Origin of the sequence: Klebsiella sp. R390, assembly GCF_051131745.1 — a bacterium.
Taxonomy (GTDB): Bacteria; Pseudomonadota; Gammaproteobacteria; order Enterobacterales; family Enterobacteriaceae; genus Klebsiella.
In genome coordinates this window covers 2,752,604-2,769,115 of record NZ_CP180445.1, presented here as the reverse complement: position 1 = coordinate 2,769,115, position 16,512 = coordinate 2,752,604, and the positions used below count along the sequence as shown (strand labels likewise).

At 58.5% G+C, this 16,512-nt stretch carries 16 protein-coding genes; 5 read left to right on the top strand and 11 right to left on the bottom strand.

Going from position 1 to position 16,512, the window contains the following annotated elements; translation table 11 throughout:
• Position 1 precedes the first annotated feature (1 nt).
• The 3 genes from ACMYSP_RS12855 to galB are packed head-to-tail and all read right to left on the bottom strand — an operon-like array spanning position 2 to position 2,539.
• Positions 2 to 1,087, bottom strand: a complete 1,086-nt coding sequence (locus ACMYSP_RS12855) for a 4-oxalomesaconate tautomerase (protein ID WP_434582457.1) — start codon at positions 1,085 to 1,087, stop codon at positions 2 to 4.
• Between the two features lies 1 nt (position 1,088).
• The gene (locus tag ACMYSP_RS12850; protein ID WP_434582456.1) at positions 1,089 to 1,802 is read right to left on the bottom strand and encodes a 4-carboxy-4-hydroxy-2-oxoadipate aldolase/oxaloacetate decarboxylase; all 714 of its coding nucleotides are present in this window, start codon (positions 1,800 to 1,802) and stop codon (positions 1,089 to 1,091) included.
• Positions 1,799 to 2,539: a 4-oxalmesaconate hydratase gene (galB, locus tag ACMYSP_RS12845; RefSeq protein WP_434582455.1), complete on the bottom strand. Its 741-nt coding sequence runs from the start codon at positions 2,537 to 2,539 to the stop codon at positions 1,799 to 1,801. The genes ACMYSP_RS12850 and galB overlap by 4 nt, the downstream gene beginning before the upstream one ends.
• Before the next feature lie 127 nt (positions 2,540 to 2,666).
• Here galB and ACMYSP_RS12840 point away from each other — a divergent pair, with 127 nt between their 5' ends.
• A complete protein-coding gene (locus ACMYSP_RS12840) occupies positions 2,667 to 3,893 on the top strand; it encodes a LysR family transcriptional regulator (protein ID WP_434582454.1) in 1,227 nt (408 codons plus the stop codon).
• Here the strand turns inward: ACMYSP_RS12840 and ACMYSP_RS12835 are convergent.
• The 3 genes from ACMYSP_RS12835 to ACMYSP_RS12825 all read right to left on the bottom strand — a co-directional run bounded on the left by ACMYSP_RS12835 (position 3,890) and on the right by ACMYSP_RS12825 (position 7,710).
• Complete coding sequence (locus ACMYSP_RS12835) at positions 3,890 to 5,152, bottom strand: gallate dioxygenase (RefSeq protein ID WP_434582452.1); 1,263 nt, start codon at positions 5,150 to 5,152, stop codon at positions 3,890 to 3,892. The genes ACMYSP_RS12840 and ACMYSP_RS12835 overlap by 4 nt on opposite strands.
• A 13-nt stretch (positions 5,153 to 5,165) precedes the next feature.
• Positions 5,166 to 6,536 carry an MFS transporter gene (locus ACMYSP_RS12830; protein WP_434582450.1) on the bottom strand — a complete coding sequence of 457 codons (1,371 nt, stop codon included), beginning with the start codon at positions 6,534 to 6,536 and terminating at the stop codon, positions 5,166 to 5,168.
• Between the two features lie 232 nt (positions 6,537 to 6,768).
• Positions 6,769 to 7,710: a LacI family DNA-binding transcriptional regulator gene (locus ACMYSP_RS12825; protein ID WP_123757046.1), complete on the bottom strand. Its 942-nt coding sequence runs from the start codon at positions 7,708 to 7,710 to the stop codon at positions 6,769 to 6,771.
• Positions 7,711 to 8,003: 293 nt separating this feature from the next.
• On the opposite strand from ACMYSP_RS12825, the gene ACMYSP_RS12820 reads away from it, so the two are divergent.
• From ACMYSP_RS12820 to ACMYSP_RS12805, 4 genes are all read left to right on the top strand, one after another.
• The gene (locus ACMYSP_RS12820; protein WP_123757045.1) at positions 8,004 to 8,318 is read left to right on the top strand and encodes a PTS sugar transporter subunit IIB; all 315 of its coding nucleotides are present in this window, start codon (positions 8,004 to 8,006) and stop codon (positions 8,316 to 8,318) included.
• 11 nt (positions 8,319 to 8,329) lie between these two features.
• Positions 8,330 to 9,655 carry a PTS sugar transporter subunit IIC gene (locus tag ACMYSP_RS12815; protein ID WP_434582448.1) on the top strand — a complete coding sequence of 442 codons (1,326 nt, stop codon included), beginning with the start codon at positions 8,330 to 8,332 and terminating at the stop codon, positions 9,653 to 9,655.
• A gap of 136 nt (positions 9,656 to 9,791) precedes the next feature.
• On the top strand, positions 9,792 to 10,094 hold the full coding sequence (locus ACMYSP_RS12810) for a PTS lactose/cellobiose transporter subunit IIA (RefSeq protein WP_434582447.1): 303 nt from the start codon (positions 9,792 to 9,794) through the stop codon (positions 10,092 to 10,094).
• Between the two features lie 156 nt (positions 10,095 to 10,250).
• Complete coding sequence (locus tag ACMYSP_RS12805; protein WP_434582445.1) at positions 10,251 to 11,630, top strand: carbohydrate porin; 1,380 nt, start codon at positions 10,251 to 10,253, stop codon at positions 11,628 to 11,630.
• 67 nt (positions 11,631 to 11,697) lie between these two features.
• On the opposite strand, the gene phnV is transcribed toward ACMYSP_RS12805, so the two are convergent.
• From phnV to phnR, 5 genes are all read right to left on the bottom strand, one after another.
• Positions 11,698 to 12,495, bottom strand: coding sequence for a 2-aminoethylphosphonate ABC transport system, membrane component PhnV (phnV, locus tag ACMYSP_RS12800; protein WP_434582443.1), 798 nt, complete (start codon positions 12,493 to 12,495; stop codon positions 11,698 to 11,700).
• A gap of 2 nt (positions 12,496 to 12,497) precedes the next feature.
• On the bottom strand, positions 12,498 to 13,358 hold the full coding sequence (phnU, locus tag ACMYSP_RS12795; protein ID WP_434582441.1) for a 2-aminoethylphosphonate ABC transporter permease subunit: 861 nt from the start codon (positions 13,356 to 13,358) through the stop codon (positions 12,498 to 12,500).
• A gap of 2 nt (positions 13,359 to 13,360) precedes the next feature.
• Complete coding sequence (phnT, locus tag ACMYSP_RS12790; protein WP_434582440.1) at positions 13,361 to 14,470, bottom strand: 2-aminoethylphosphonate ABC transport system ATP-binding subunit PhnT; 1,110 nt, start codon at positions 14,468 to 14,470, stop codon at positions 13,361 to 13,363.
• Positions 14,471 to 14,475: 5 nt separating this feature from the next.
• Positions 14,476 to 15,489, bottom strand: a complete 1,014-nt coding sequence (gene phnS / locus ACMYSP_RS12785) for a 2-aminoethylphosphonate ABC transporter substrate-binding protein (RefSeq protein WP_434582438.1) — start codon at positions 15,487 to 15,489, stop codon at positions 14,476 to 14,478.
• A 264-nt stretch (positions 15,490 to 15,753) separates the two neighbouring features.
• The gene (gene phnR / locus ACMYSP_RS12780) at positions 15,754 to 16,473 is read right to left on the bottom strand and encodes a phosphonate utilization transcriptional regulator PhnR (protein ID WP_434582436.1); all 720 of its coding nucleotides are present in this window, start codon (positions 16,471 to 16,473) and stop codon (positions 15,754 to 15,756) included.
• Between the last annotated feature and the right edge of the window lie 39 nt (positions 16,474 to 16,512).

Here is a 16,512-nt window from a genome sequence, read left to right as displayed (position 1 = left end):
CTTACTCCTCCAGAGGCCAGACGCGGGCCGGAACACACACGTCGCCGGAAAACAACAGCCGGGCCGTACGCAGCAGGCCGCAGCCCACCAGTTCGCCCTGCTGGTTGCGCTGCAATGCCACGCTGAACTCGCCGCTCGGGTGCTCCACGCTGACCACCGGCTGCTCACCGTCAACGCCCCGGGCCACCCCTTCGGCGACAGTGCCGGGGATCAGGCAGGCGCTGGCGACGCTGACCGCCCCAAAGACGCCAATGGAGGCATGACAGCGATGCGGGATAAACGTCCGGCTGGACACGGTGCCGCCGTCGCGCGGGGCGGCGATCAGCGTCATTTTCGGCACCGTTCGCTGGCTCACATCGCCCAGATTCATTCGCGGGCCGAGCTGCAGACGTATCGACTCCAGCCGTTGCTTCAGCTCCTCGTCGCTATCGAGCTGCTCGCGGGTTTCATAGCCGCTGCGCCCAAGGTCGCTGGCGCGGACGATCGCCACCGGCATCCCGTTATCGATGCAGGTCACGTCGATGCCATCCACACGGTCGACCGCCTGGCCGGTGGGCAACAACGCCCCGCAGCTGGACCCTGCCACATCAAGAAAATTCAGGACGATTTTGCTGGCGTAGCCCGGCACGCCGTCAATGCGCGTCTCGCCTTCATAGTCCACGCCATCATCGCCGCACGGGATCTCGGCGATCGCCAGCTGGCGGGTGTTCTCCATGAAGATCCGCACCTGGGTCAGCGGCGCCGCGTGCGCCACCAGTCCGCGCTCGATGGCAAACGGGCCAACGGCGGCGAGAATGTTGCCGCAGTTCTGTCCGTAATCCACCACCGCGCGATCGACATTCACCTGGGCAAACAGATAATCGACATCCGCATCGGCGCGGGTGGAACGGCGGATTATCGCCACTTTGCTGGTCAACGGGTCGGCCCCGCCAATACCGTCAATCTGCCGGGCATCCGGCGACCCCATCACCGCCAGCAGTACCGCATCTCGCAGTACCGCATCCGCAGGCAGGTCCTCGGCCAGAAAGCAGGCCGCTTTCGAGGTGCCGCCGCGCATCAACAGACAGGGTATTTTGCGTTGTGCCATCTTAGCCCTCTACATCATCCGCATTGTCATAGTAGCGCAGCCCTTTCTCCGCCAGGCGCGGGCGCATGGCGTAGATATCCAGCCCCAGTTCGCCGTTTCGCATCCGCTCACGCTTCGCCACTTCATTAGCCATACGGGTTTCCGCTTTTCCCAGCACCGTGCTGGCCTGCGCATGCGGCACCACGACCACGCCGTCGTCGTCAGCCACCACCACATCGCCCGGCTGAACCAACTGGCCGGCGCAGATCAGCGGGATGTTGACCGAGCCCAGCGTCTCCTTCACCGTCCCCTGGGCATAAACATGGCGTGACCACACGGCAAAGCCCATTTCACGTAAGGTGTGCGAATCGCGAATACCGATATCGCCCACCAGGCCCACCACGCCACGTGACTGCAGCGAGGTGGCCAGCAGGTCGCCAAAGAACCCGTCGCCGCAGGGTGAGGTTGGCGCCACCACCAGAATATCGCCGGGTTGGCACTGCTCGACCGCGACGTGGAACATCCAGTTATCGCCCGGCGTGACCAGCACCGTCACCGCGTTACCGGCGCGGCTGATACCCTGCTGGATCGGCCGGATATCCGGGGCCATCAGCCCCTGCCGGTCATACGCTTCGTGGATCGTCGCCACACCGGCGGCGGCGAACTGGCTCAGCGTTGCCGCGTCATGGCGCGGCAGGTGGCGAATGACAATGCCTTTTTTATTCAACAGGTTCATGACAGATTCTCCGTCACCCGCGGGAAGATGCTGTGGAACGCTTCGCCGTGGACGATATCGCGGGCCGCGGTGATGCCGATATTACGTTTCGCCTGCACTCCGCGCTGCAACGCTACCCGGGTGTAGTACTCCCAGAGGTGTTCCTGGCCCTGCATGCACTGAATCGCCTGGTATTTTTGTTCCCACACGCTGGTGATATCCAGCAGCACGTCCGGCTTCCAGTTGCACTGCTCCGGCTGGTGCGGTTCAAAGCAGTACACCGGCGGCGCGGCGACAATCGTTTCCCCCGGGCGATACCCTTCCGCCTGGGCGATGATGCGTGCTTCCTGAGCCAGGTTGGAAGCCATGGGGTGGTCGTAGTTGTAGGGATCCTGCAGGGAGTGGGTCAGCACAAAATGTGGCTGTACGCGACGGTAAACGTCCGCCAGGCGAAACAACGTCTCTTTATCGGCGCGCAGTGGATAATCACCGATATCAAAAAATTCGACGCTGGCGCCGAGAATATCGGCAGCGGCCTGCGCTTCTTCGCGGCGGACCTGCTTCACCGTCGCTTCGGTCATATTGCCTTTACGCCACAATTTTGCGGATTCACCGCGCTCGCCGAACGACAGGCAAACAATATGCACCTGATAGCCCTGACGAGCGTGCAGGGCAATCGCACCGCCCGCACGCCAGACAAAATCGGCAGAGTGAGCGCTGACAACCAGGGCACTTTTGGGATGATGCGAATGAGACATGATGGCTTCCTCTGTTGTTTTTTTCAGCTTGTCATGTCGTGGCGAGGGTGGGTAATTCGTTAACTTGCGAAGGCTATGATTTTTATTTATGTTGTCGTTACGCTCACATTCCGGGACCCGGTGAGAAATGCTGAAGAGAAAGTACGATAAGACAATAAATATCATGCAGCTACGCTTCTTCTGCCAGGTAGCACAGCGCGGCAGCGTCTCGCGCGCGGCTGATGACTTATTCCGCACGCAGTCGGCGATCACCCGGGCAATTCGCGATCTGGAAGCGGCGCTGAACGTCACGCTGTTCGAACGCCACTACAGCGGAATGGTGGCCACGGAATATGGCCGCTGCATTCTGCCACGGGCGCTGCGTGCCATTGAGGACCTTCAGGCTATTCCCGCGCTGATGCAAAAGCTCCATGCGCGCAGCACCGCCTCCGGCGCGCTGCCTGATTCCGGCTGGCTGTTCAACACCCGACGGCTGGAGATTTTCCTGCAGCTGTATCACGTCAACCACACCCAAACGGTCGCCAGCCAGCTGGGGATCACCCAGCCCGCGGTCAGCGCCGCGCTGAAAATTCTTGAAAAGGGCGCCGGCTCGGCGCTGTTTCGCCGCACGCCGGAAGGGGTGCGCCCCACTCCGGCGGCGGACCTGCTCTATCCGCCGATCAGCCGGGCATTGAACGAACTGGAAAATATCTGGAGCGATCTCGCCGCCCGTCGTGGGGTGCTGGAGGGCAGCGTGCGTATTGGCGCCCTGCCGCTCAGCCGGACCCAGCTGCTGCCCGCGGCGATTAGCGCCTTTCTGGCGCGTTATCCCGGCATTATGGTGATGACCAACGAAAGCCCGTATGAGTCGCTGGTGTCCGACATGCGGGCGGGACATATCGATTTTATTATCGGCGCGCTGCGCCAGGACGAGGATCTGCCGGACCTGCGCTGCGAAGCGCTGTTTGAAGAAGATATGCTTATTTTGCTGCGCAACGGCCACCCGCTGCTGCACCACCCCGACCCACAAAGCCAGCTGGCGACGGCCCAGTGGGTGCTGCCCCGCTCCAATGCTCCGGCGCGGCACCTGCTGGAGAAAGCATTTTTAACGCTGGGATTGCCCCTACCGCAGCCGACGGTGGAAACCGGTGATGCCGCCATGGTGCGCGGCCTGCTGAGAGACTCCGACATGCTGGCGGCGGTCTCCGCCAGCCAGATGCGCTTTGAAATCGACAACCGCCTGCTCACCGTTCTGCCGGTGCCGCTGCCCGATACCACTCGCCGCATCGGGCTGACCTTTCGCGCCGGGAGCCTGCCTTCACCGGCGACCCAGGCCCTGCTGCAGTTTATCCAGCAGCACGTGGCGCAGGGTTAACGGGTGCCCGCCACCGAATAGGTGACCTGCTGGTTACGTGTTTTCTGGAAATCCTCCAGCGTCTGCCCGCGCATGGCGGCGTAGATATGCAGGTTAGAGACGCCAACCACGGCGCCCATTTTTTCCAGCAGGAAAAAGCTGGCGCCATACTGAATCAGCCCGCGCCAGTCGCGATCGTCGAGCAGCTTCTGCTCTTGTTCGCTCAGCCCCGCTTCGGCATACAGCGCCTGCGGCTGGGTGAGGAAACGGTCGCGCCACGCAGGCTGGATCAGCTGATGCAGGAAACGGTTCAGCCGCAGGCCGTTGAGGCTACGCTCCTGGGTAAACGGGTAGGTGCCCGGCAGCGCCTCAACGCCGGCTAGCTGCTGGGCCATATGCTGACGGTGGCGGCTCAGGGTATCTACCGGCGGGGTGCGGGCATTATTTTCCAGGATCAGCGTGGCGATGCCGGTCATCGACGGCAGGTAGTAATCGCGCCAGGTTTCGCTGACGTTCGCCGATAGCGCGCCGCGCATCACCAGCCACATAATGACTTCCGCACCTTCCATGCCACCGAGGGTGGCAAATTCACCGAGGGTCATTTCCGTCAGTTTTTCCGGATCGTTGACCAGCATATCCACAAACTCCGCGTCCCATTGCGGGTTGTTGAAACCGCAGCGCTCACCGTGCACCTGATGCGACAGGCCGCCGGTGGCAACGATCGCCACGTCGATATCTTCCGGGTAGCTCTCAATCGCCCGGCGCAGCGCCTGGCCGAGCTTGTAGCAGCGCCGGGCGCTGGGTATCGGGAATTGCAGGACGCCAATTTGCAACGGGATAACCCGCGTCGGCCAGCCGGCGTCCTGCTGCCACGGTAGCAGCGCCGACAGCGGCGAGAACAGCCCGTGATCGAGTTTTTTATTCATAAAGAACGACATATCAAACTCATCGGCCATCAGGCTGGCGCCGATATGCCTGGAGAGCGCCGCGTCACCTTTTACCGGCGGTAAATCACGCGGGCCGCCGCCCTCGTCGGCCACGCCGTATTCGTTATCAATCCCGAGGGTAAACGTCGAGTAGTGATCGAAGAAAAAGGCGGTCACATGATCATTGAAGATATAGACCAGTGCATCCGGTTTTTTCTCATCAAGCCAGCGTTGCAGCGGCTCAAAGCTCTGGAAAATCGGCGCCCATGCGGCGTCCTGTTGTTTATGATGATCGACAGCAAAGCCGATGGTCGGGGTATGAGAAACGGCGATCCCGCCGAGTATTCTGGCCATGAAGAGACTCCACTTATCGGTTATGCACTGTGCCTGACGGCGCGCTAAGATCGGCCTCTGTTTGCCGAGGCTTCGGGTGGTTCATACGGTGCAGTAAAATCGCGGCCCCCGCCAGACAGGCAGGTAACGCCAGCACCAAAAAGATCGAAGAGTGGCCCGGTACCGCCAGCATAATCACGCCGCCCAGCGTTGAGCTGAGTATCGCCCCGGTACGCCCGATGCCGTGCATCCAGCTCACGCCGGTGGCGCGGATTTCCGTCTGGTAATAGGCTGGCGAGTAGGCCTGCAGGCCATTCTGCGCGCCGTTAATGCACATACCGCTGATAAAGATCAGCACCGACAGCGCGGCGGAGCCAAAATCCATCAGCCCCTGCGTCAGCAGACATACACAGCCCAGGAAATAGGTTACCGCAATCACCGCTTTTGCTGACGTGCGGTCCATCAGATATCCCACCAGAATGCCACCCAGCGGACCACCAAGCTGGAACAGGCCGGTAATGATTGCCGCCTGCTGCAGCGATAATCCGCCGGAGCGCAGAATGGTCGGCAGCCAGCCATTAAGCAGATAAATCACAAACAGGCCCATAAAGTAGGTCAGCCACAGGGCGACGGTACCGCGGGCGTAACCGTTGCGAAAGAGCTGCGCCACTTTATTGTGCCGCGAGATTTGCGGGGCATTCAGCTGGAAACGCGTTTCACTGCTGAAGCTACCGCCAAGACGGTTCAGCACCCCGGCAATCTGCCCGGACGGTAGCCGACGGGCCACCATATTCATCGCCGACTCCGGCAGCATCACTATCATAAACGGCAGGACCACCAGCGGCAGCACGCCGCCGAAAATCAGCGCCGAATGCCAGCTGTAGTGCGACAGCAGCCCGGCGGCAATAAAGCCCCCCAGCCCGGAACCGACGTTAAAGCCGCTGTACATCAGGGTGATCATCAGCCCCTTGCGACGCTCAGGCATATATTCCGCCACCAGCGTGACGCAGTTCGGCATGACCGCCCCCAGACCCAGCCCGGTCAGAAAACGCATCAGCGCCAGCTGCGACGGACTTTGCGCCAGTGCTCCGGCAAGGCTGAAGAGGGCGAAAAGCGCCACCGACCACAGCAGGATGCGTTTACGACCGTAGCGATCGGAGAGCGGACCGGCCACCAGCGCGCCAATAGCCACACCAAACATGGCCGCACCGAGCACCGGGCCCATTTGCGCTCGGCTGATGCCCCAGTCTTCAATCAGAGCAGGGGCGATAAAACCCATCACCGCCGCGTCATAGCCATCAAGCATGATGATGACAAAACACAGCAGCAGGACGTTCCATTGAAAGCGCGAGATCGGTCGGGCATCGATCCACGCCTTCACATCGACAACACGAGAGTGGTTCATAGGGTCACTTCCTTAAGCAGGCGGTACGAATGTTCTGGTGACTGTTTTTTTTGGATTGAACTTTCGTATTCAACTTAAGGCAGTCCCCGGGCGCTGTCTGGTTCAAAAAACCGGCGTCAGCTATGAGTTCTGTTTATATTGTGAAGTGGACGACAAAAAAGAGGGGCATAAAAAAACCCACAGCGCGACGGCTGTGGGTGGTGATTATCGGCGATAACGGTGGCGAGTGGTATCAGCGGTTCGGAATGATTAAATCGCCGCGCAGCATACTGCCGCCGAGCATTTGCGTTTTTTCCGTCAGCCAGCTGACAATGCGCGTTGCCATCGCATCCATCGAATACTCAATGGCCGGAATCGTCGGGATGCCGGGCAGCTGTAACGATCCGGCCAGGCTAAAGACCATCACTTTTTCCGGCACCGCCCGGTTGAACGCCATCAGCTGCGGCACGACATGCTGCGCCTGCTGCTCATCAGCCACCAGTAAGGCATTGAAGTTCAAGGTAGTCGCATTGTTGACCAGCTCCTGAACCGCCACCGACGGCGAGGTGCTGTCGAGGAACACCAGGTTGCGATTAAACGGCAGGAAGTTTTTCTCCAGCGCGTGCTTGTAGCCCAGCAGCACCTGCTCGGCAAATCCCCCCCCTTCCGGATGGATCAGCGCAATCTGCCGACGTCCCTGGCTAATCAGATAGTTACAGGCCGTTTCCGCCGCAAACGCGTGGTCAAACTGAATGCTGTTGGCCCCTTCACTCTCCAGGCAGTCAATCAGCGCCACGTCCGGACGATCGATATTCAATGGGAAGCGTGCGCCAATAATCAGTACATCGTCACACAGCCCACAGCTCAGCTCTTCCAGCGAGTTCATTACCCCGGCACGGGTATTGGCAAAGCGCAGCAGCAAATGTTTTTGATGCTGGCTCAGTTGCTTTTCCAGGGCATACAGGTAGCTGGTGGTTTGATTGATATTGTCCTGCGCACAGATCACGCCAATGCAGCCGGTAGTCTGGCTCAGCAGCGACTGGGCGATCATATTGGGCCGGTAGTTGAGCTCTTCCGCCGCCTGCAGCACCGCCTGACGACTGGCCTCTTTTACGCCGCGCGTACCGCTCAACACTCGAGAGACGGTCGCTTTGGATACTCCAGCTAAACGTGAAACATCATTGATTGTAGACATCATTATCCCCTGACAGGGTCCGTCCGATCCCCGTAAATTCCTGGTCCTGAATCGCTTCAATAATAACCATCGCAGTATATCCGTTTCTATTTTCATTTGGAAACCGATTCTCCATTTCATGGAAAAACATCGCAAAACTGGCCGATTTCTGTGAGCGAAATCCAATTAATTAGCGGCATAAGGAGAAGATCTTGACAGTCGTCACAGTTCTGTTTTTTATGAATGGAAACCGGTTTCCGTCTGATATCAAATCATCCACGCAATAACTTTTTACATTTTGAGGATAAGTGTCGATGTACAAGATTATGCTGTGCTGCTCTGCAGGAATGTCCACCAGCTTACTGGTCAGAAAGATGGTGGATGTGGCAAAGGAACGTAACCTGCCGGTGCAGATTGACGCCTATGGCGTTTCCGAATTTGACATGCAGTTTCCGCAGTACCAGGTGGTGCTTCTTGGCCCTCAGGTGAAATACATGCTGAAAACCTTGTCTGACAAAGCCGCTTCGCTGAATATTCCGGTCCAGCCGATTAACACGATGGACTACGGCATGCAGCGAGGAGATAACGTTCTGGATTATGCCCTGTCGCTGATTAACCCGGCGCAATAAGAGGTGTTCAAATGAGTTCTCTGTATCAGTCCATGATTGCCGTGATCGAGCAATCTATTACTCCGCTGGCAGGACGCCTTGGGCAGCAGAAATATGTTATCGCGATTCGCGATGGCTTCACTGCCGCATTGCCGTTTATGATCATCGGCTCTTTCATGCTGGTATTTATCTTTCCTCCTTTTTCACCGGACACCACTAACGGTTTTGCCCGCGGCTGGCTCGATTTCTCTCAGCAGTATCGCGAACAGCTGATGCTGCCGTTCAACCTCAGCATGGGGGTGATGACGTTCTTTATTTCCGTCGGGATTGGCGCAAGCCTCGGGCGCCAGTTTCAGCTGGACCCGGTGATGTCCGGCCTGCTGGCGTTTATGGCCTTCTTACTGGTCGCCGCCCCGTATGCTGATGGCAAAATCTCTACCCAGTACCTGTCAGGCCAGGGGATCTTCACGGCGTTAATTACCGCGATTTACTCCACCCGCATTTATGCGTGGCTGAAGCAGAACAACATCACTATTCGCCTGCCGAAAGAGGTTCCGACCGGCGTGGCCCGCTCTTTCGAAATTCTGATCCCGGTACTGGTGGTCATTGGTACCCTGCATCCACTGAACCTGTTTATCGAAGCACAGACCGGCATGATTCTGCCGCAGGCGATTATGCACCTGCTGGAACCGCTGGTTTCCGCCTCTGACTCCCTGCCGGCGATTCTGCTCTCCGTGCTGATGTGCCAGATTTTCTGGTTTGCCGGGATCCACGGCTCGCTGATTGTCACCGGGATCATGAACCCGTTCTGGATGGCGAACCTGTCGGCCAACCAGGCCGCACTGGCCGCCGGTGCCGCGCTGCCGCATGTCTATCTGCAGGGTTTCTGGGACCACTATCTGCTGATTGGCGGCGTTGGCTCAACCTTACCGCTGGCCTTCCTGCTGCTGCGTAGCCGTGTGGCGCATCTGCGGACCATCGGAAAAATGGGCATCGTGCCAAGCTTCTTCAATATTAATGAACCGATTCTGTTCGGCGCCCCGATTATCATGAACCCGATGATGTTTATCCCGTTCGTGTTCGTCCCGATGATCAACGCCATCCTTGCCTATGGCGCCACCCGCCTCGGCTGGCTGTCACAGGTGGTTTCCCTGACACCGTGGACCACACCGGCACCGATCGGCGCCTCCTGGGCCGCCAACTGGACGCTCAGCCCGGTGGTCATGTGCGTGATTTGCATGGTGATGTCTGCGGTTATCTACCTGCCATTCCTGCGTGCCTATGAGCGCTCATTGCTGAAAACTGAAGTCGAAAAAGCCAAAAACGTCGTTCCGGTTGCCGAAACCGTTGGTCAGTAATCATCGGGGAATACACTCTTAATTGTATTTCCCAGGTTTCCTAAATAATAAATCGACAACACTTTCTGGAATAATGCGAAAAAGGAATTTTCGCTACATTCTTTAATATATAAATTTAATCACCTCAGGATTAATTATGATTGAACTAGAAGAAGCGGTAATGGAAATTATCGTGAATGCGGGACAGTCACGCTCATTATGTTTTGAAGCGTTACATGCGGCCCGTAGCGGTAATATCGATGAAGCCAAATTACTCCTTAATGAAGCCGATGGTTATGCTCGTCGCGCGCACCAGATGCAGACCCAGCTCATCGAGCAGGATGCCGGTGAGGCGCGCCAGCCGATGACCTTAATCATGGTGCATGCGCAGGATCATTTAATGAACTCACTGCTTGCCCGTGAATTTTCAGAAGAGATGATTCACCTGTATCAGCGTTAATTTATTAATAAAACCACACTGAATAATAAGCCCCTTTATTCTTCAGCGTAGCTGTACCCTAAATAAACCGGATCAGCTTGCCCCGATCGTGATATTTCATTCGGAGCGGGATGGTTATTGTCTGAACATCAATAAAATATTAAATGTGAGATAACCATGAAAACAATAAAAAGACTGCCATTAGCCATGGCGGTAGTCGCCGCGCTGTGCCCAATTTCTGTACTCGCACAAGATTTTACTCAGGACCAAATCGACGCCATTGTGGCAAAAGCCGTTGATAAAGCGCTGGCCGACCGCCAGGCCAAAATCGATGCTGCCGCCGATAAGAAAGTGGATGTGGTGACCAACCCGCAGACCACCGCCGCCTCCCCGGATATGGCGATTCCGTTCGGCCTCAAATTCAGCGGCTACGCCCGTTACGGCGCGCAGTTCCAGACCGGCGATCAGAAGTTTGTCGGCGTGGACGGCTCCTATAACGGCGCCTCGGCGATCGGTCGTCTGGGTAACGAAGGCAACGGCGGCGAATTCCAGATCACCAAAGCCTTTAAGAGCAGCCAGGGCGCGATCTGGGATATCAACGTGATGTTCGACCACTGGAGTGACGAAGTTAACCTGAAAAAGGCCTACGTCGGCGTGACCAACGTGCTGGAATCCAACCCGAATGCCTATATTTGGGCCGGTCGTGACTTCCACCAGCGTCCGCAACAGGGTATCAACGACTACTTCTGGATGAACCACGACGGCCAGGGTGCCGGGGTGAAAAACTTCGATATCGGCGGCGTGCAGTTTGACGTAGCGACGGTGTCGCAGGTGGAATCCTGTAGCCCGGAAGTGATGGCCGATGAGTCGAACCCATCGCGCATCACCTGTACCGGCGGGTCCGGCACCGGTGACGATGGCCACTATGCGCTGACCTCAAAAATTCACAACATGAAAGCCGGCCCGATCGATGTCGAGGTGTACGCCAACTATGGCTTTGACTCGAAAGCGGTGGACGGTGATGAGCGCCTCGATGCCTGGCAAGGCGGCCTGGTGCTGAGCCATACCAACGACAGCGGCGTCAACAAGGTTATCCTGCGATACTCCGATAATTCGGATAACAGCGTGTATAACAAAACCGACGACCTGACGACGGTGTATGCCAGCTTTGAAGGTAGCCATAAGTTCACCCCGCAGGCGCAGGTCGATTACCTGCTGGCATTCCACGATTATGACGACGGCAAAGACAATACCGACAACCGTAAGAACTACGGCGTGATCGTGCGTCCGATGTACTTCTGGAACGACGTGCATTCCACCTGGCTGGAAGCCGGCTACCAGCGTGTTGACTACGATCAGGGCGGGGATAACAAAGGCTGGAAGCTGACGCTGTCGCAGAACATCTCCATCGGTATGGGTCCGGAATTCCGTCCGATGCTGCGCTTCTACGTCACCGGCGGTCAGGTGGATAACAAACATACTGCAAAAGTGAACAACACCGACGACAGCCAACTGGATTCGCTGAACGTCGGCGGGATGTTCGAAGCCTGGTTCTAAGATCCGTTCCCGGGCCGCGGCGTTAGCGGCGTGCCCGGGCGACTCGGTGTCCCACAGCGGTGTGACGTTATTTCTGGCTCAGGCGGCGGGCGATACGCTCAAGCTTGATCATCAGTAATAGCGTCACCCCCGCCAGCACGATGGTAAGCGCCGAACCATCCGCAATATTGCCGCGGTCGGTCAGGCTGAAAATCGTCACCGGCAGCGTCGTCCAGCCTGGCGGATAGATCATCACCGTAGCTCCCAGCTCCCCCATCGACAGCGACAGGCTCAGCGCCAGCGCGGAGATCATCCACGGCATCATCAGCGGCAACGTCACATGGCGCAGGCGATACCACGGCGATGCACCCAGGCTTGAGGCGACATTTTCAATATCCGGCGAAATACGCGCCAGCCCGGTGGAGACGTTGCTGAACGTGAAGGCGGAAATCAGTACGAAGTGCGCCGCCAGCACGATCCCGAAGGTCCCGTTCATCTGCAACGGCCCCTGGCTGAAAGCCACCAGAATCCCCAACCCCACCGACACCGACGGAATCGCGCTGGGCAGATAAAACGCCAGCCCCAGATAACGCTGCAGGCGGGCGCTGAACTGACGCAGAGAGAGCGCCGCCCACATGCCGCACAACAGGGCAAACAGGCTGGCGCAAAAGCCCACCACCAGGCTTGAAAACAGGGAATCCCAGGCGGCGCCCCGAAACGCATTCACAAAATGACCGAAGGTAAACCCCGACGGCAGCAGACCGTTCCACTGCTGGCTCAGGCTGGACATCAGGATCACCGCCAGCGGCAGGAAGAAAAAGCCGGCAAACAGCACCACCGCCAGCCCACCCGCCGCCGCACGGCCTTTACGCGACCAGATTAACATCGTTAGCTCCTCACGCCGGTACGTGCGGCGGCCAGTCGGTAGAGCATAAACAGCCCCAACGACAGCAGAATATTGATCAGCGCAATCATGCAGGCCACGCTGTAATCGGACTCAAGAATCGCCTTGCTGTAGACCATCATCGGCAGGGTATTCACCCCTTTGGCGCCGATAAACAACACGATACCGAACTCATTGGTCGTCAGCAGCAGACACAGGCTGCCCCCCGCCATCAGCGCCGGTAGCGCCGCCGGGAAAATCACCTGGGCGATCACCCGCAGCGGATGGGCTCCGAGAATGCTGGCCGCCTCCAGTTGGCTTTTATCGATCTGTCGCAGCCCGGCCATCAGCGGGCGCATCACCAACGGCGTGAACACGGTGATTTCCGCCAGGATCACCCCCTGAATTGAGTAAAGAAAATCGACCGGCGGCAAGGCGAAATCGAACAGCGACATCAGCGTGCCGTTTAACAGCCCCGCCGAACCGTAGATAAAGGTGAAGGCCAGGGTGATCAGAAACGTCGGCAGAGCAATAAAGGTATCGATCACCCGGCCAATCAGCGCGCTGCCGGGGAACGGAATAAAGACCAGAATCAGCGCCAGCAGGCTCCCGAGCACCAGACAGCCAAGCGTGGCGCATACCGCGATTTGCAGGGTATTCAGCAGGGCACCAATAAAACGCCGTGAGTCGATAACCTGCCAGAAGGTCCCGAGGCTCAGATGACCGCTGTCATCGCGCAGCGCCTGTTCAGCAATCAGCAGCAGCGGGTAGAAAAACAGCGTCGCCAGTACCAGCAGCGGCAGCAGCAGCCACAGGAAGGGCCGCAGGTTCAGGACCGGGCGCGAAAGCGTAAGCATGTGCGACATCGTTATACCTCAATCAGGACCGCATCGTTCGGTTCAAAGTAAAGCGTCAGCTTGTCGCCCGCACGGGGCAGTGGATTGACATGTGTCATCACAATACGCACCGCTTCGCCGGCAACGTCGCACAGCAGATGGGTCAAATCGCCCTGCCAGTGTACTGAGGTCAGCGTGGCATGGAGCCGGTTACTGGCCGCCGAGCGCGGCGCCAGGCTCATATGCTGCGGGCGAATACACAACAGCTTGTTATTGCCGTGCTGGCCACCCTGGCTGAAAGCCTGGATCAGCCCACCGCCGCAGCTGACACTGACCAGCCCTGGGCCGACCATATCGCTCAGTGCCGTGGCCTGCAGGATATTGGCGCGACCGAGGAATTCGGCACTAAAGCGGTTAGGCGGATTGTGATACAGCTGATGGGTCTCTCCATGGGCAATCATCGAACCGTCTTTCATGATGCCAATCTTGTCCGCGAGGGTCAGGGCTTCGGTCTGATCGTGGGTGACATAGAGAATAGTCAGTTCCGGCAGTTCACGATGCAGACGGGCAATCTCCTCCACCATGTTGTGGCGGATTTGCGCATCCAGCGCCGATAGCGGTTCGTCGAGCAGCAGCACCCGCGGGCGAACGGCAATGGCCCGCGCAATGGCGACACGTTGCTGCTGGCCGCCGGAAAGCTGGTGCGGATAGCGAGTGGCATAGTCCGCCATCCCGACAATTTTCAGCGCCTCCTTGACCCGGTCGACTATCAGCGCTTTTGGCTGCTTTTGCGCCCGCAGGCCGAAGGCGACGTTATCTTCCACCTTCATGTGTGGAAACAGGGCGTAGTTTTGCACCACCATCGCCAGGCCGCGCTTGTAGGGCGGCAGCCCGGTAACATCGGTATCACCGATCAGAATGCGCCCGCCCGCCGGTTGCACAAACCCGGCAATCGCCCGCAGCACCGTGGTTTTTCCGGAACCGGAGGGGCCGATCAGCGCCAGCACTTCCCCGGGTTCGATGGTCAATGACAGCGGTTTCAGCACCACGTTGCCGTGATAGGACACGCGCAATGCGTCGAGGGTTATCCCGGAGGTCCCCGCCTGCGCCGGGGAATGGGAAGCAGTGGTTTTCATCAGCATCAGGCTTACTCGCTGTCGGTCACTTGATGCCAGCGGGCAATGTCTGCCGATAGCGATACGGCCACATCGTCCCAGTTCGGTTCCCAGCTTTTCACCCCTTCGAGCGCTGCTTTTGCAGCCTGATAATTGCCGTCGGTTGGCGTGACATCGCTACGCACCGGCAGGCCCCAGGAGAGTGCGCTGACGTGGCTCTGCGCCGGTTTATCCAGCAGGAAGTTGATCAGCTTTTTGCCGTTTTCGCTCTGCGGGCCGTTTTTGACCAGGCCCACGGTGTACGGCAGGGCCAGGGCGCTGCGCTCGCCGTTCTCGTCCGCCGGCCAGAAGATTTTCACGTTGGGATTGCGGGCAATCTGCGACAGGTTCATCTGCAGGTCGCCGTTAGCCACAAACAGTTCGCCTTTATTCACCAGCGCGGTCAGTTTGCCGGTGGAAGCGGACGGGCCGACGTTATTGGCCTGTAGTTTGCCGAGATAGGCAAAGCCCGCATCTTTACCGCCGAGGCTGTGGAAAGCCTGTAGCATCACCGCGGTACCATCGCCGGCCTGGCCCGGGGTGGAGTACTGGAGTTTGTTTTTAAAGCTGTTGTCCAGCAGCGCCTGCCAGCTGGCCGGGGCGCTTTTTAACAGCTGGCTGTTATAGATGAAGGTCAGGTAGTTATTCACCAGCGGCGAGTAGTGGGCATTGGCGCCGGGGATCGCGTCACTGCCCTGCGGGGTAAATTCGGCGAGCAGGTTTTCTTTGGCGGCGCGCTGGATAAACGGCGGCACGGTAACCAGCACGTCGGCCTGCGGGTTGGTCCGCTCTTTCGCCAGACGTTCGACAATCGCCCCGGAGCCGCCTTCCACGTACTGAACTTTGATGCCCGTCGCTTTGGTGAAGGCGTCGAACTGGTTCTGATACCAGCTGTTGTCGCCATCATGCAGGCCGTCAGCGGAATAAACCGTGACCACGCCATCGGCCCAAACCGGGGTACTGGCGAGTGCGAAAGCGGAGAGCAGAGCAAGTCGGGAGAGTTTCATCGTATCAGCCTCATTGGGTGGTGATGTCAAATGGTCTATACCAGATTGAGTGTCACGCTACCGGGGATTTATGACAGAACGATGAACGAAGTGTGTCCGGTGGATGAAAAACGGAGGCAACAGAGAGGGAGAGCAGCGCGTGGAATTTCCCCGGAGGCGGCGCCTGCCGCGCCTTGTCCGGGCTACCTGACGACCCAGCGGCAAGAATCGTAGCCCGGTCAGCGCAGCGCCACCGGGGAGAGACCGCACCCAGGGCCGAAAAAATCAGTGGGTATCGACTTCGATGCGCAGGCTGTCGTGGCGCCAGTACTCAATATCGTAATCCAGAATGCGCCCGTGCTGATCGTAGTTGAGGCGGCGCAGCAGCAGCGCCGGACGGCCTTCCATCACCCCCAGCGCCTGCGCGGCCTGCGGCGGCATCGAGGTGGGATAGAACGACAGATGCATACTGGTATATATCAGGTCGTAATGGGCCTGATAAATCTCGGTCAGGCTGCCGTTCAGATCGTGGCGCAGCAGCTCCGGCACCCGCGCCGGCAGACAGTGATTTTCGCTGTAGCAGATCGCCCGCCCGTCGGCGTAGCGCAGACGCGTCAGCAGATACACCTGATCGAACGGCTGCAGCGCCAGCGGCGCCATCACATCCAGCGGCACCGCGGCGAGCCGGCCATTCAGCAGAACCGTTTTCGGCTCCCGCCCCTGCTCCAGGCACAGCTTGTGGAAGTTGGTGTTTTGCGTCGGGTCTAACCACAGGCGCTCCGGCGTCACAAACCAGCCGCGGCGATCGGCACGATAAATCACGCCGCTGGCCTCCAGCTGCGCGAGGCTCTCACGCACCGTAATCCGCGTGGTGTTGAACAGGCTACACAGTTCGCGTTCTGACGGCAGTTTGTCGCCGCTTTTCAACGCGCCGTTTTCGATACGAGCCTGCAATTGCGCCTTAATCAACAGGTATTGCGGCGTCTCGCCAGAGGGTGATTTCATGATGTCTCGCACACAGATTGGATAGCGCCATTATACCCA